Consider the following 14,516-nt stretch of genomic DNA (forward strand, 5'->3'; position numbering starts at 1 on the left):
AACGAAAAGAGGGCGGTCGGGGGGCGTTGTCCTCCTCCCCCCCCCCCCCCCCCCCCCCCCCCCCCCCCCCTCCCCCCCCCCCGGCCCCCCCCCCCCCCCACCCCCCCCCCCCCCCCCCGCGCCCGGAAGCCTCAGGAGCTCCAGGTAGGCCTTGACCATTACGGGGTACCGGGCGTCGGGGCCGGGCCGGCCGGGTCGGCCAGGGCGAAGACGTCCGTGCCGGTCTCGGCCCGCCAGACCAGCTGTTCGGCGTCCCCGTCGACCGCGACGACGGCGGCCCGGGTCCGTATGAAATTGTTGCTGCGGCCGAGCGAGTAGGCGCCCGTGTCGTGCAGGCACAGGAGGTCCCCGGCCCGTACGTCGTCGGGCAGCTCCGTGGCGGCGGCGTGCACGTCGTTCTCGTAGCACAGCGGTCCGGCCACCGACCAGGTGCTGTTCGCGGCCGAGTACTGCCTGCCGATCGGGGTGAGGCGGTGGACCTCGCCGGTGCCGCTCCACGGGGTGACGTGGTTGCCTGCGTCGAGGATCAGCCAGCGGGCTTCGGGGAGTTCCTTGCGCGACATCACCCGCGTGACCATGGCCATGACGTCCGAGACCAGCCAGCGGCCGGGCTCGCAGGCGAGTGCCACCCCGTCGAGGCCGCGCAGCCGCATCCGTTCGTCCAGTTCCGGCAGCAGCCGGGCGATGTCGAGGAAGGGCTCCTCCTCCGGGAAGGGGTCCTCCCCGCGCAGGGCTGCCAGCGCGCTCTGCGGGCCGGTGCGGGGGCGCCGGATGCCGGGTACGCCGAACCCGCCGCCGATGTTGACCTCGGTGAGGCCGAACCGGGCGTGCAGCTTCGCGGCTTCGTCCAGGACCCGGTCCAGTGCCGTCAGCATCAGGTCCTCGTGGACGATCTGGCTGCTGAGGTGGGCGTGGACGGCCCGCAGGGCCAGGTGCGGGGACGCTTCGATCCGGTCCACCAGGGCGGCGAGCTGCGGTGATCCGGCGGGCCAGCCGAAGCGGGTGCGGGCGGCGGCGCGTTCGGCCTGGGCCCGGTAGCTGGGGTCGGCGGAGGTGGAGACGGGCAGGCCCGGGGAAATCCGGATGCCGACCTCGATGGGGCGCCCGGTGCGGGCGGCGACGGCCTCCAGCGCGTCGATCTCCTGCTCGCCGTCGATGTTGACGCGTACGCCGTGCCGTACGGCGGCGGCCAGTTCGTCGTCCGTCTTCACGGGGCCGTTGAACACCATCGCGGCGGGGTCGAAGCCGGCGGCCAGCGCGGCCTCCATCTCGTACCCGGAGACGACGTCCGCGCCGAGGCCGTGGGTGGCGAGCCGCCTCATGAGGTAGGGCAGGTAGTTGGTCTTCACCGAGTAGTAGGCGCGGGCGGGCCTGCCGAGCCCGCCGAGCACCTCCAGCAGGTGGGCGGTGGCGCGGTCCAGGCGTCCGGCGTCGAGGACGTGCACGGGGGTGCCGTGGCGCTGCGCGACGTCGGCCAGCCGTGCGGGGTCCCAGCCGGGTCCCGTGCCGGGGTCCGTGTTCGTGCTCGTGTTCGTTTCCGTGTCCGTGTTCGTGTTCGTGTTGTTCGTGTCCGTGTCCGTGTTCGTGTCCGGCCGGGGACGGCTCATGCGGACGCCTCCGTCCGCGCGGCGTGGACGGACTCGCCGGTGAGCAGGCGGAAGCCGGCGTCGATGTGGTCGCGGGTGGCGAGGTCTGCGTAGCGGCGGTGCCATCGGCCCGAGGCGAGGTCGTCGCGCAGGCGGGTGACGCCCCGGTCGACGGCCTGCTCGTCGGTGAGGGCGAAGGCGGAGCAGGCGCGGCGCGTGGCGGGGTCGAGGTAGGCCTCGGGTCGGCGCCAGAAGGCGGTCATGAATCCGTCGGTGAAGTCGTGCCAGACGGGGAGTTCCGCCACGTCGCAGGGGCCGAGGAGCTTGGTGAGGCGTTCGAGGGAGGGCACGCGGGAGCACTCCGCCTCGGCGATCTCCGGGACGTAGTCGCGGGTGAACCAGAAGTTCCGCTGCACGTTCATGTCGTAGGTGACGAGGGAGAAGCGGCGGGCGACGCGCTGGAGTTCGGCGATCCCGGCTTCCAGGTCCGTCCAGTGGTGGACGGTGAGGACGGCCATGACGGCGTCGAAGCTCTGGTCGTCGAAGGGCAGCCGTTCGGCGCTCGCGACGACGCACGGCGCCGCGAGCGGGCCGCGCTGGGCCCGCATGCGCAGGGACGGTTCGACCGCGACGAGCGTGCGGCCCTCGGGCTCGTAGGCACCGGTTCCGGCGCCGAGGTTGAGCACCGTGCGGGCGTCACCGAGCGAGGCCTCGATCTGCGCGGCCCAGCGGTGGTCGGGGCGGCGTACGGAGGAGTAGCCGACGCCGATCCGGTCGTAGACGGGGGCGTGGCCCGCGGGTGCGGCGGTGCCGGCGGACGTGGCCGGCGCGGTGGGGGGCAGGGTTCGGGACATCGTGCTCAGACCTCCCTGCTCGCGCGGACCTCGGCCTCGTACTCCTCGCCGTAGCGCCGGTTGTCCCAGGTGTTCACCGCGACGAGCCACACGTCGCGGTGGCCGCCCTCGTCGGTGAGGTGCTCGATGTCGGTGACGTGGTGGAACATCAGGCGGTCGTCGAAGGCGATGGCCTGGCCGTCCTGGAGGGTGGTGCGGAAGAAGGGCTCGCCGCCGCCGAGGGGCATGAGCTGGGTCTCGCCGCCGGAGATGTTGTGGCGGCGGGTGACGGCGACGATGCCGTACTGGTGGCCGTCCCGGTGCGGTCCCTCCGGTGCGGCGACGCCGTCGACCTCGGGGGTGGAGACGACGCGGCACTGGTGGATGTTCAGCTGCCAGGCGGTGTTCTTGTCGAGGCCCAGCGCTTCGGCGCCGGCCGCGATGAGCGGGGTGGGATCGGTGGTCAGCGGTTCCAGCGTGCGCATCTGGCCGCCGACGAGGTCGTTGTACTGGCGCGGCTGCGCGAAGTGACGGTGCGGCAGCAGTTCCAGCTTCCACTGGTCTTCGTGGACCAGGCGGAACTGGGAGAAGCGCCGGTACCTCTGCGTCGAGCCGGTGTACGGGTCGAGCGGCAGCTTCTCGAACTCGGCCAGGCTGTGCTCGTCCAGCGGCGGCGTGTCTATGACCGCGTAGCCCTTGTCGCCCAGACTCATGTCAACCCCCAACGTCAGGAGCCCGGAAGTGTGTTCTCCGGGCTTCGAAGCAACGCTGTGCAGGCTAGGCAGGTGTACGACACACCGACAAGATCATGATCTTGGCATGAACGCCGGTGGAACTAGACAACTTGTCGGGTGGACAAGCCGCATACCAAGCGGTATGGGAGGGTCGCGCGACAGCGGGCACCCGGACGTGGCCACGGGGCAGTCGTGGCCTGAATGATACCAGCCTTCATGGCCGAAATCCGACGACCATTCAGGTGTCCGGACAGCGCGCGGTGTTGCGGATGGCCCGTACGGTGGCCTTCGGGTCGGTGAGGGACGCGGCGCGGGTGGGGAGGATGCCAACAGAAACCGAGCAGCCTTAACGGACGACCACCTCCAGCACCAACCCGTACAGCCGCCCGGAGCAGTCAACAACCACCGCACACGAACGCGGTCACCCGCCGACAACCGGCCGCTGGGGCAGGTCAAGGTGACGCAGGAGCCGTGCAGGCGGTGAGGAGTGCCCTGGCGCGGTTCCGGAGGGCTTCGTCCTGGCGGATGATGCGATCTTCGACTCCCGAGCGGATCACCCGGGCGTCGCCGTCGGCGAGATCGGCGAGTCGGCGCACGTGGTCGCTGGTCAATGCGTCGGGGCCGAGTGCTTCCAGGGCGTCGCAGGCGCTCGTCGGATCGGCGTCCGATTCGGCCGACCGCAAGGCGGCCTCAGCGAGCGAGGTGCGGTCCAGCGAGGCGGGTTCGGCTACGGCCGTGAGGGCCAGCACTGCGGCCGGTGCCTGTGCCGGATCGCCGAGGGCGGATTCCAGGCGAGCGACGAGCGGCCGTCCCGCGGGGCCGAGGAGGACGGCCGCGCGGGCGGCCCGCACCACCGACCACCAGGACCAGGGGTTCTGTTCGGCGCGCGCGAAGACCGAGTCCAGAACGGCGACCACCCGGTCCGCGTCCCCCGTGACACGCCACAAAGCCTCAGCGAGGGCCGTGTCCGTATCCAGCGCGGGCGTGGTGTCGGAGGTCGAGCCGTCGAGCACCTCGCGGAGGGCAGGCACGAGCGCCGCTGCCCGGGGACCGAGCGCAGCCGCCGTCGTGGCGGCCTCCCTGAGCTGGTTGGCGCCACGTCGGAGGTCCTGTTCGAGGCAGTGCAGGAGCGGCGCGATCTCGCCGTCGAGGTCGTACAGGGCCTTCGCCGCGGGGAGGACTCCCTGCTCGGCCGTCACCGCCCGCAACGAGGCGGCGGCCCGGTTGCGGTCCGTCGGGGTGCAATGGGCGGCGAGGGAAGCAATGGCTCGGGCGGCCTGGCCGGGAAAGTGTGGGAGCGCCGCGCACAGCTCGGGCAACGCCGACGCTGCCGCGGCGCCCCACCCCGCCAGCAGGTTCGTCAGCTGCGAGGGTTCGTTGCCGCTCAGGACCTCGGGCTGGGTGAGGCGGTGGCGGACCGCGTCGAGGAGTTCTCCGTCGTACGGGAAGGCGGAGTCCCCCGCGCTGCGGAACCCGGCGGCGGCGTCGAGGGCCCGCGGGCGCCGCCCGAGGCCGGCGGCCAGGAGCGGGGCCGACTGTGCGGGCGCGACGAGTACGAGCGCGGCCAGGGCCCGGTCCGCATGGTCGTCGTCGTGGTGCGGGTTCCGTCGGGCGAGGGGGGCGAGGATCTCCGCGGCTGGTGCGGCGACGCTGCCCAACCGGCCCAGGAGGGACGACACGGCAAGCACCGACTCCTCGTCGACGGCCGCCGCTCGCAGGTTCCACACCAGTCGCCGCGGGGCGCTGCGAGAGAGCGTGCAGGCGCGGTCGGCCGCCCAGAGGCCTTCGGCCCGCACCTCGGCCCGATCGTCGTGCAGGGCCGCGTCGATCAGTGCGAACGCCGCCTTGCGCTCCTTGCGGCGGTCCCGGCCCAGGAGTGCCTCGATGACGGCGGCCAGCGGCTCACCGCGTTCGAGGTCGAGATCGGAGCGCAGGGGGTCGGCCGGCAGAAGGGACAGCATCGTCGTGTGCATGGGCTCCGTCCACGGAGCGCCGGCGTCAAGGGAGGCGAAGATGGCGGCCATGCGCACCTCGGCGGGCTGGGACGGGTCCAGGACGGCGGCGGCTGCCGCCGCTCCGCCCTGCGGGTCGAGCCGGGTGATCCCGGCCAGGACCTCCGCGCGTGCGGCGGATTCGGGTTCCTGGTCCCAGCGGGCGCGGAGCGCGGGGAGCGCGGTCTCGGACGCGCGGGTGTGGGACACCACCCAGGCCGCGGTCCGGCGGACCTCCGGCTCCGCAGAGGCCAACAGGGGCAGCAGCAACGGGAGCTGGTCGGCGACGGCCGCCCGGACCGCGCCCGGTACCACGCGGTACTCGTCGTCGCTCTCGGCCATGCCGCCCAGCAACGCCAGGACGTCCACCGTGCGGTGGCCGGCCGCCGCGATTTCGGCCAGGAACGGCACCGCCTCCGCGCTGGCGGCGTAGACCGTCCCCTGGTGCAGGACGCTCCCGTACAGCTCGGACAGGGCCTCCTCCGCCGCGTCCGCGTCGGTGCCGGTCAGAGCCCGCAGCAGAGGGGGAACGTCCTCCGCACTGCCGTAGGCGTGGGAGAGGGAAGACCATGGCCGGGCGTCCAGGCCGTCGAGCGCGCGTGCGAGATCCATGCGCAGCATCGTGCCAGCCGTCTCTGACAAGACCTGGCCACCCGGGCCGCCGGGGCCAACCAGGTACTCAGCCCACGAGCCAGCGGAACCCGACGGCAAGGCGTACGTCCTCGGCTCCGTGGACCCATGGTTCCGTCCGCAGCGGTCAGGCCAACCCGGCCGGCAGGGGACGCGGGGCCGCCTCGCCCTCGAAGCCGCCTGGCCGTCCCGTGCGGAGCCCGTCGGCCGGGTGCAGCTGGAGGCGATGCTGCTCGCCGGGCGGGAACCCGTCGACGTCCGTGCCGCCCGCGTCGTCCTGCGCCGTGGGCCCACCGGCCCGTACGGATTCGTCGTCCTGGCGACCGTCCCGTTCTACCTGTAGGGGCAACCGACCGTGTCCATGAAGCAGACATCGGGATCCCCCAGTCCTCGATCGGTGACTGGCTCCTCCTGCTCGCCGACCACCTCAAGCAGAGCATCGAGGACGGCGAGGTGCCGCCTCCCGGGCACACGCAACGGCGCGGGCCGCCGCCACCCGGTGGCCTGGCTCCACGAAACGCAGATCTTGGGGATGAGTCTCGGCCACCTGTCCGGATTTCAGGTGATACGCGTGGGGGACAGAAGATCACTCTTGGGAGGGATCCGGTCCGACCCGCTCGTCCAACACTGTGGAGGAGCAAGCGATTTCACCTGACGAAGAAACGGCACCACGCGTATGAAACGTCTCGCACCGCTGCTCGCCACCGCCGGACTCCTCGCCGCCGCTCTTCCCGGGCTGGCGGCGCCATCGGCTTCCGCCGCCCCGGTCCCCGCGTACCTGCGACAGACGCCGGCCTGGCACCGCTGCAGCCCCGATCGGCCGGCGGCGTACGAGTGCGCCACCCTCAAGGTGCCGCTCGACTACCGGCGTCCCGAAGGGCGCACCCTGAACCTCGCCATATCCCGGATGAAGAGCGAGAACCCCGCCAAGCGGCGTGGCGTCCTCCTCCTCAACCCCGGCGGCCCCGGGACCCCGGGGCTCTCCCGGCCGATACGGACGAATGCCGAGATGCCCAAGGACGTCCGCGACCGCTACGACCTCGTCGGCTTCGACCCGCGCGGCCTCGGCGAGAGCAGCCCCATCGGCTGTGGTGATCTGAGCGAAGCGGAGGTGGGCGTCGGCGGGGCGTACCGGCCCGAGACCTTCGCCTCGGACGTGTCCTGGGCGCGCGGAATCGCCGACAAGTGCCGTGAGAAGTCGGGCGATGTGATTCCGTACATCACCACCCGCAACACGGCGCGCGACATGGACGTCATCCGCGCCGCACTCGGGGAGCGGACGGTCTCGTACCTGGGCTACTCCTACGGGACGTACCTCGGCGCGGTGTACTCCCAGATGTTCCCGGAGCGCACCGACCGGTTCGTCCTGGACAGCGGCGTGGACCCGGGGCGCGTCTGGCGCGGCATGATCCAGGCGTGGGGGACCGGAGCGGAGCCCGCCTTCGAGCGGTGGACGCGGTGGGCCGCGGAGCGCTCGGACACGTATGGGCTCGGCGCCACGCCCGAGGCGGTCTCGGCCACCTTCTGGGCGCTGGTGGCGCGTGCCGACCGGGACCCGATCATCCACTACGGGGAGAAGGTGACGGGTGACGACATCAGGGCCGACCCGTCGCTCTTCTTCGATCCCCACGGTGCCTCGGTCGTCGTCAAGTCCATCAAGGCATCGGCCGACAAGGCGCCCCAGCCGCCGGGTGGCAACGCTGCGGGAGGCATGGCTCCGGGTGGCTCCGCTCCGGGCGCGAGCGGGAAGGGCGCCGACAGGAAGGGGCCCGGCACGCGGTCACCGCTCGGCGGCGTCCGGGCCGCCGGCCCGGACGCCGACGCGGGAGGGGCGTCGGAGGGTCCGGACGCCATTCCCGCCAGCAACGCCACCGCCGTGTACTGGGCCGTGGTGTGCGGGGACACGGACAGCTGGCCCCGCGATCCGGAGCAGTACGCGCGGGACGCGGCGCGGGACAAGGTGAAGCACCCGCTGTACGGGGACTTCGCCTCGAACATCAAACCGTGCGCCTTCTGGCAGCGGCCGCTGGAGCCCGCCACGCCCATGAAGACCCGGACCGATGTCCTGACCGTGCAGAACGAGTGGGATCCGATGACTCCGCTCGGTACCGGCCAGGGGCTGCACCAGGCGCTCAAGGGGTCGCGGATGGTGCTGGCGCTGGGGGGTGAGGGGCATGGTGTGTATCTCTCCAACCCCACGGCCTGCGCCAACATACCCGTCAACGCGTACCTGTCGACGGGACGGCTGCCCGCGAAGGACGTGACCTGCCACAACCCGCCGCCCACCCCGGATCCGGAGGGTGCCGGAGCCCGCTGACGACAGGCCCGGCCGCCAGGCCCCGCTGCAGTCGGCTGGACCCATTCGAACAGTCAGCCGCGACCCCCGGGCGCGGGCGGCGGCGCGGCGCCAGGGGGCCGGCCAGGTCGGATGCGGGCGGCGTGGTCGGGCTTCGCCTTCGTTCACAAGGGCTTGCACGGTCTCGACGATGGCGACCATGGTCAGTACCTGATGGAGCACATCACCAATTGCGGCGGCCCGGGCCGTGGCAGCTTCTAGGATCTGCGCCATGGCAACACGACTCGTACAGATCAATATGAAGGCGCACGACGACACCGCGCTCGGCCGGTTCTGGGCGGAGGCACTCGGTTGGGGTGTCGACAGCGAGGGACCCGGCGTGACCAACCTCGAACCCGTGGGCTTCGCCTACCCCGACCCCGTGGCCGTCTGCATCGACATCATCTCCCGCCCGGAACCCAAAACGGGCAAGAACCGCGTGCACCTTGATCTGGCCACCACCTCGGCCGCCCATCAGGCGGCGTTGGTCGCGCGCTTGAAGGATCTCGGCGCGACGCTCGCCGACGTGGGGCAGGGCGACGTCCCCTGGACGGTCATGGCCGACCCGGAAGGCAACGAGTTCTGTGTCCTGGAGCCCCGCCCGATCTACCAGGACACCGGGCCGATCGCCGCGGTGGTGGTCGACTGCACCGACCCACGAGCGATGGCCCGCTTCTGGGACGAGGCCATGGACTGGACGCTGCACGGGGTCACCGACGACCAGGCGACCATGCGCTCCGCCAAGGGCGTCGGGCCCTACCTGGAGTTCCTCCGCACTCCCGACACCAAGAGCGGGTGGAACCGCGTCCACCTCGACGTCTGCCCCTACCCCGGTGACGACCTGGCCGCAGAGGAAGCCCGACTGCGCGCCCTGGGCGCCACCGACCCCGGCATCGACCAGTCCGCAATCTCCTGGACGGTTCTGGCCGACCCGGAAGGCAACGAGTTCTGCCTCCTCACCCCTCGCTGACCTGGAGCAACCACTCCGGCCGGGGTCGGGTCAGCCGCGAAGACCGCGTGGCGTCAGCCCGTGCCGCCGGAGATGGATGGGGATGGCGTGCCTGGTGAGCCAGCGCTCGTCCTCGGGGGCAGGAAGGACGCGAGCGGGCCGTAGCCGTCGGCGGTGCCCGCACGGCTACGGCGCCTACGGCGGCGCCACGCGCTGGATCGTGTGCTGACGACCGTGCGGCAGCGGGTGGAGGACATGGCGGCCGAGGTGGTCCGGCCTCAAAGGCCAGCTCGGCCTCGAACGCCGCGGGGCCAGAACCCCTGCCGGGGTCCTGGCCCGCGTCGGTGAGCGCGGCCTGGCACTGGCCGCGGCGGTCTGGCACAACCGGGCCAACGGCACACCCATCACACGGTCAGCGACCGCCTGCGGCCACTGACCGACACATCGGACTCACGCGTCCAGGCCGAGGCGCTCACGGCCGGTCGGAACCTGCGCGCAGGGCCGCGGGTTCGGGGTGGGAGGAGCCGGTGAGTCCGGCTGCGGCCGGTTCACCGAACCAACGGCTCGCGGCCTGCTCGAACGCTTCTCCATCAGGGTGACGATCACCTGCCCAGGCGATCACGCCGTCGGGCCGCACCAGCACGGCACCCGCCCCGAGGTCGTTCGTCGCGGCCCCGGCCGCGTACCGTATCCGGCCCTCCCAGCCCGTCGCCGAAGTGTGCAGGCGCCGGTCGGCGCTGAAGTCGAGCAGGACACCTCGTCCGTCCTCCATGAGGTCGCCGAGGCGGGTGCCGTCCTCAAGGCAGAAGTCAGGGGCGCTCCGGCCGACCAGCGGATGCTCGTCGCCGAGGTCGTACCGGATCCACGAACCCGACAGCCGCTCGAACACGTACGTAGCTCCGTCGCGGGTCGCGATGAGATCGCGGACCACTGCCTGGATCGCCTGGGCGTACGGGTCCGGCCGCATGATCGCCACCTGGGCGCGCGACCAATCGAGCACCGCCGCACCGATCGGATGGCGCTCGACGGCGTAGGTGTCGAGAAGCCCGTCCGGCGCGCACCCGCGCACGGTCGCCGCGAGCTTCCACCCCAGGTTCATGGCGTCGCCGATGCCGGTGTTCAGACCCTGGCCGCCCAGAGGGGAGTGGATGTGGGCCGCGTCGCCCGCGAGCAGGACGCGTCCTCGCCGGTACGCCGTCGTCTGCATCGCCCGATCGGTGAAGCTCGAGGCGATGTGGACCTCGCCGATGGTCACGTCGGTACCGGACACGCGGCGCAGAACCGCCTGAAGGTGGCCGCGGGTCGGCGGCTGCGAGCGATCGAACGCACCGCCGTCGAAGTCCATCATCGCGATGTACCCGTCGGCGGGCATCCGGATGTACATGCCCGTCGGCGTCAGGTTGAAGCCGGGGCGCAGCTTCTCGGGATCGGCGAGAGTGGCTTGCATGGTGTAGCCGGTGAACTGCGGCTCGGTCCCGGCGAATTCGAAGCCCGTGAGCCTGCGCACCGTACTGCGTCCGCCGTCGCAGCCGACGAGCCAGCGCGCCTCGTACGCGTCCGCGCCGGCTTGTGCGACCACGCTCTCGCCGTTCTGGGAGACGGCCGAGACCGTGACGTCGCGCCTGATGTCCACGCCGAGCTTGGAAGCCTGCTCGGACAGCACCGTCTCGACCGCTTCGAGGTCCGTCCTCACGGATTCGAGTGCCGGGCCGGGAAGCCGGAACGGCAGGGCGGCGACGTCGACCTGGGCTCCGTCGAGCATCATGCCGGCGAAGTGCCCGCCGAGCCGAGGGCGTGACGGTGCGCGCGCTCCGGGCACCGCACCGAACACCTCCTGATCACCCGACGCCGTCAGCAGCGGTTCCAGCAACCCGCGCCGGTAGAACGCCTCGACCGACGCGGCGGACAGTCCTCGCCTCCCGAGCGGGGCTGCCCGTAAGGGGGAACCGAGCCCCGGCTCCCGTTCGAGCACCAGTACGGAACAGCCTGCGAGGCCAAGCTCGCAGGCGAGGGTCAGACCGACCGGACCGGCTCCCACGATCACAACGTCATGCACCAGAGATCCCCTCCTCGGACTCCCGGCCGGATGGTTAACCGGCGGGACCTCTCGAAAGGTGTCAGCCCCCACCGACATCGCCCCGACATCGCCCCGACGGCCCCGACAGGCCACCGACAGCACTTGTCGTCGTGCGCCTGGCCCCAGATCCGCGGCGCGCCCACGATGCGCTGCTCGGTCGGTGCGACCGCGGGGCCGCGGGTGAGCGGCCCGTAGAGGGTGGAGGTCATGCCCGGGTCCTCCCAGAGCTCGCGGCCGAGGATGTCGAGGGGGCGCTGGTGGGCGTGGGCGAGGGCCAGGCCGAGGAGGATGTAGCCGCGGTTGACGTAGCGCGCACCGGGGCAGTGCGGCCCATGCGGTGGGTGTCGAGGGCCCGGCAGACCAGCGGCCGGGTCGCGACGACCTTCGTGAGGGAGGCGATGTCGTAGGCGGTGTCCGGGGTGGGGGCGGTGTCGCCGAGTTCGTCCGCGATGCGGCCGCCGGTCAGGAAGCGGGGTTCCGCGCCGAGGGTGCCCATCGTGATGATCCCGCCGGGGTGGCGCCGTCGGTGATGACGGTCGTACACGATCGACATCAACAGCCCCAGGGACGGCCACGAGATGGGCTTCGCCCGGTGGAACGTCGAGGACCGGGCCGCCGCCGGCAACTGCTGCTCGGCGGTGGCGACCGGGTCCGGCCGATGACAGGTCAGAGCGCGGCGAGGACGCACACCGTCACGAACGCCACCTGGAGCAACGTCCGCGGGATCAGTGGCATGACCGGCTTCCCGTTGAGCGTGAGCGCTGACCGGGCGGCGTACACGTTGGCGGGGAACATCGCCAGCAGCATGACCGTGAGCGCGATCGCGGCCAAGGGACGGGTCGCGGGAAGCAGCAGGCCGCCCGCTCCGGCCAGTTCGAGCAGGCCGGTGGCCGTCACCAGCAGGTCTGCCCGGGGCAGCGCAGGCGGGACCATGGCGATCATCTCGGCTCGGCGACCCGTGAAGTGGGCGACGCCGGTGAGCGTGAACATCAATGCCAACGCGACGCACAAGGCGGGCTGCCAGCCGTCCAGGACGGAGAGGCCGAGCAGTCCGGCGAGGCGGGCCAGGGTCCAGCCGACGGCGAGCACGATCACGGGAGCCATTGCGTGTCCATCCTTCCGATTCCCTCATCTTGACACTGGAAAGATTCACCGATCGCGCTCATCTTGTCAATGCCTAGATCTGGGTTAGGCTCGATCCCATGACGACCCCTGCCTCCGCGTCCCGCCCCGCCGCCGCCGCCGCCGACCGCCACGGCTACCACCACGGCGACCTTCGCCGCGCACTCCTGACCGCAGCCGTCGAGGCCATCGAGGAATCCGGGGCCAGCGCAGTGAGCCTGCGCGACCTTGCCCGACGAGCCGGGGTCTCCCACGCTGCACCCGCCCACCACTTCGGGGACAAGGCGGGTCTGCTCACCGCAGTGGCTGTCGAAGGGTTCGACCTGTTCGCCGACGCCCTCAACGCCACGTGGGAGCAGACCGGCGACTTCGCCGAGGTCGGTGTCGCCTACGTACGCTTCGGGCTCACCCATCGCGGGCACTTCGAGGTGATGTTCCAGCCCGCCCTGTGCCGCACGGACTCCGCCGACCTGACCGCCGCCCGGGCCCGCGCGGCCGAGTCACTGCGCAGCGGCGCAGCCCGCCTGGCCGGCCGCACTGAGAACGGGGACCAGCAGATCGCCACGCTGGCGGCCTGGTCACTGGTTCACGGATTCACGGCCCTGCGGATCAGCGGCACGCTCCCGCTGGCGGCGGACGCCGACCCGGAGAGCGTGGCGCGGCAGGTCACCAAGTTCCTCGTCCGGTAGAGCGAGTTCGTCGCCGCGATCGGCGCATGGCTGAGGTCCGGTGCCGGTGGCACATGGGCGGGCCACGACGAACCGCGGCTCCGGGCGTTCCCAGGTGACCTTCGGCGGCCTGGGGGCGACCACACCGACCCGCTCGGCGCCATGCGCAGGCGGAGCCGTTCCGCGGAGGGGGCGACACGACACGCACCCCTGTCAGGCCCGCACTGGGTGGGTCCGGCGGGTCCGGTAGGTTCCTGGGCGTCAGATTCTTTGATCTTCAGACCGGGTGGGGACATGCGGATACGAAGTGCAGCCGCGACGGCGGTTCTTGTGATGGGGGCTTCGTTGCTCGGGGCGCCGGGGGCCATCGCCGTGGACGACACGGTCGCGCTCACCTCCACCTTCAACGACCCGGCGGGGACCACGGCCCAGCAGGACGCGATTCGGAACCAGCTGATCTCCCTGGTCGACCGGACGCCGGCGGGCGCGGAGATCAACGGCTCGGTCTACCTGATCACCGACGGCGGCGTCAGCAGCGCGCTGGTCGCGGCGAAGCAGCGCGGGGTGAAGGTCAGGCTCATCGTGGACGGGGACGCGGTCCCGGACGTGGACGCGAACGGGAAGGCCACCGGGTCGGAGTACTCGATGCTCGCCGCGGCGACCGGTCTGGGCACGGATCTCACCGCGGATTCGTGGGTGCTGGCCTGCCCGGCGGACCGGGGCTGCATCGGCAACCGCAGCCTCGGCGGAAGCAGCGACACCGGCGCGATCAACCACAACAAGTTCTTCCTGTTCTCCAGGGTCGGCAGCACCGACAACGTGGTGTTCCAGACCTCGGCGAACCTGACCACGAGCCAGCGGCGGAACCTGTTCAACAACTCCGTGACGATTCCCGACGCGGGCTCCGGCCTCTACGCCGGCTACCGCGCCTACTGGCAGGACCTGCGGACCAACGGCGCAACCGGGACCGGCCTGGCCACGTACTACAAGACCCGGGACGCCGGCCCCTACAAGACCTACTTCTTCCCCCGCCAGGAGAAGGCCGGCACCACCTATGACAACGACGCCGGCACCGACACCGTCGTGTCCCTGCTGAACAACGTGGACTGCGCGGGCGGCGCGACCCAGATCCGGATCGGCATGTACGCCTTCACCCGCCTCCAGGTCGCCGACAAGCTCGTGGCCCTGAAGAACGCCGGCTGCCGGGTCGAGCTCCTCCACAACGGCGAGGACGGCAACCTCGGCACCGCCGTCCGGTCCTCGATCGCCGGACGCCTCAGCTACGCCGCCCGCTGCTCCGGCACGGCCGTGGACGGCACCGGTGCCTCCCGCACCATCGGCATCCACTCCAAGTACATGCTGATCGAGGGCACCTACCTGGGCGGAGCCAACCGCAGGCTGGTCTTCACGGGAAGCCACAACTACACGCTCCCGAACCTCCGGGCCAACGACGAGACCCTCCTGAAGATCGACAATCCGGCCGTCTACGACGCCTTCAAGACGAACTTCGAAACCATCAAGGCCGGCCCGCACTGCACCGCCTGGTGAACAGCGCCGCGGGGAAGCCGGTGAGGCCCGGTCAGGCCTCCCC

12 protein-coding genes and 1 pseudogene are annotated in these 14,516 nt (G+C 71.7%); 6 read left to right on the plus strand and 7 right to left on the minus strand.

What is annotated here, in order from left to right:
• Positions 1 to 158: 158 nt before the first annotated feature.
• From ACZ5D2_RS32175 to ACZ5D2_RS32190, 4 genes are all read right to left on the minus strand, one after another.
• A complete protein-coding gene (locus tag ACZ5D2_RS32175) occupies positions 159 to 1,607 on the minus strand; it encodes a diaminopimelate decarboxylase family protein (protein ID WP_468934262.1) in 1,449 nt (482 codons plus the stop codon).
• Positions 1,604 to 2,440 carry a class I SAM-dependent methyltransferase gene (locus ACZ5D2_RS32180; protein ID WP_331737948.1) on the minus strand — a complete coding sequence of 279 codons (837 nt, stop codon included), beginning with the start codon at positions 2,438 to 2,440 and terminating at the stop codon, positions 1,604 to 1,606. Before ACZ5D2_RS32180 ends, ACZ5D2_RS32175 begins: the two co-directional genes overlap by 4 nt.
• Positions 2,441 to 2,445: 5 nt before the next feature.
• On the minus strand, positions 2,446 to 3,132 hold the full coding sequence (locus ACZ5D2_RS32185) for a 2OG-Fe dioxygenase family protein (protein WP_331737949.1): 687 nt from the start codon (positions 3,130 to 3,132) through the stop codon (positions 2,446 to 2,448).
• Between the two features lie 473 nt (positions 3,133 to 3,605).
• Positions 3,606 to 5,756: a hypothetical protein gene (locus tag ACZ5D2_RS32190; RefSeq protein WP_468934266.1), complete on the minus strand. Its 2,151-nt coding sequence runs from the start codon at positions 5,754 to 5,756 to the stop codon at positions 3,606 to 3,608.
• Between the two features lie 118 nt (positions 5,757 to 5,874).
• Between ACZ5D2_RS32190 and ACZ5D2_RS32195 the strand changes: the two genes are divergently transcribed.
• The 4 genes and pseudogenes from ACZ5D2_RS32195 to ACZ5D2_RS32210 all read left to right on the plus strand — a co-directional run.
• On the plus strand, positions 5,875 to 6,117 hold the full coding sequence (locus ACZ5D2_RS32195) for a hypothetical protein (protein WP_468934268.1): 243 nt from the start codon (positions 5,875 to 5,877) through the stop codon (positions 6,115 to 6,117).
• 333 nt (positions 6,118 to 6,450) lie between these two features.
• Positions 6,451 to 8,091, plus strand: coding sequence for an alpha/beta hydrolase (locus tag ACZ5D2_RS32200; RefSeq protein WP_468934271.1), 1,641 nt, complete (start codon positions 6,451 to 6,453; stop codon positions 8,089 to 8,091).
• Between the two features lie 250 nt (positions 8,092 to 8,341).
• Entirely contained in the window at positions 8,342 to 9,079 is a 738-nt protein-coding gene (locus tag ACZ5D2_RS32205) for a VOC family protein (protein WP_331737953.1), read from the plus strand.
• Between the two features lie 256 nt (positions 9,080 to 9,335).
• Positions 9,336 to 9,494 (plus strand): annotated as a pseudogene (locus ACZ5D2_RS32210) (IS982 family transposase); the annotation flags it as partial.
• Between the two features lie 36 nt (positions 9,495 to 9,530).
• On the opposite strand, the gene ACZ5D2_RS32215 reads toward ACZ5D2_RS32210, so the two are convergent.
• The 3 genes from ACZ5D2_RS32215 to ACZ5D2_RS32225 all read right to left on the minus strand — a co-directional run bounded on the left by ACZ5D2_RS32215 (position 9,531) and on the right by ACZ5D2_RS32225 (position 12,239).
• Positions 9,531 to 11,114 carry an FAD-dependent oxidoreductase gene (locus ACZ5D2_RS32215; protein ID WP_468934275.1) on the minus strand — a complete coding sequence of 528 codons (1,584 nt, stop codon included), beginning with the start codon at positions 11,112 to 11,114 and terminating at the stop codon, positions 9,531 to 9,533.
• Between the two features lie 226 nt (positions 11,115 to 11,340).
• Positions 11,341 to 11,688, minus strand: coding sequence for a hypothetical protein (locus ACZ5D2_RS32220; protein WP_468934278.1), 348 nt, complete (start codon positions 11,686 to 11,688; stop codon positions 11,341 to 11,343).
• Between the two features lie 113 nt (positions 11,689 to 11,801).
• A complete protein-coding gene (locus ACZ5D2_RS32225) occupies positions 11,802 to 12,239 on the minus strand; it encodes a DoxX family protein (protein ID WP_331737959.1) in 438 nt (145 codons plus the stop codon).
• 98 nt (positions 12,240 to 12,337) lie between these two features.
• Here ACZ5D2_RS32225 and ACZ5D2_RS32230 point away from each other — a divergent pair, with 98 nt between their 5' ends.
• On the plus strand, positions 12,338 to 12,946 hold the full coding sequence (locus ACZ5D2_RS32230) for a TetR/AcrR family transcriptional regulator (RefSeq protein WP_331737962.1): 609 nt from the start codon (positions 12,338 to 12,340) through the stop codon (positions 12,944 to 12,946).
• A 312-nt stretch (positions 12,947 to 13,258) separates the two neighbouring features.
• Positions 13,259 to 14,473 carry a phospholipase D-like domain-containing protein gene (locus tag ACZ5D2_RS32235; protein WP_468934283.1) on the plus strand — a complete coding sequence of 405 codons (1,215 nt, stop codon included), beginning with the start codon at positions 13,259 to 13,261 and terminating at the stop codon, positions 14,471 to 14,473.
• The last annotated feature ends 43 nt before the right edge of the window (positions 14,474 to 14,516 follow it).

The organism is Streptomyces sp. NPDC031479, from assembly GCF_055581065.1.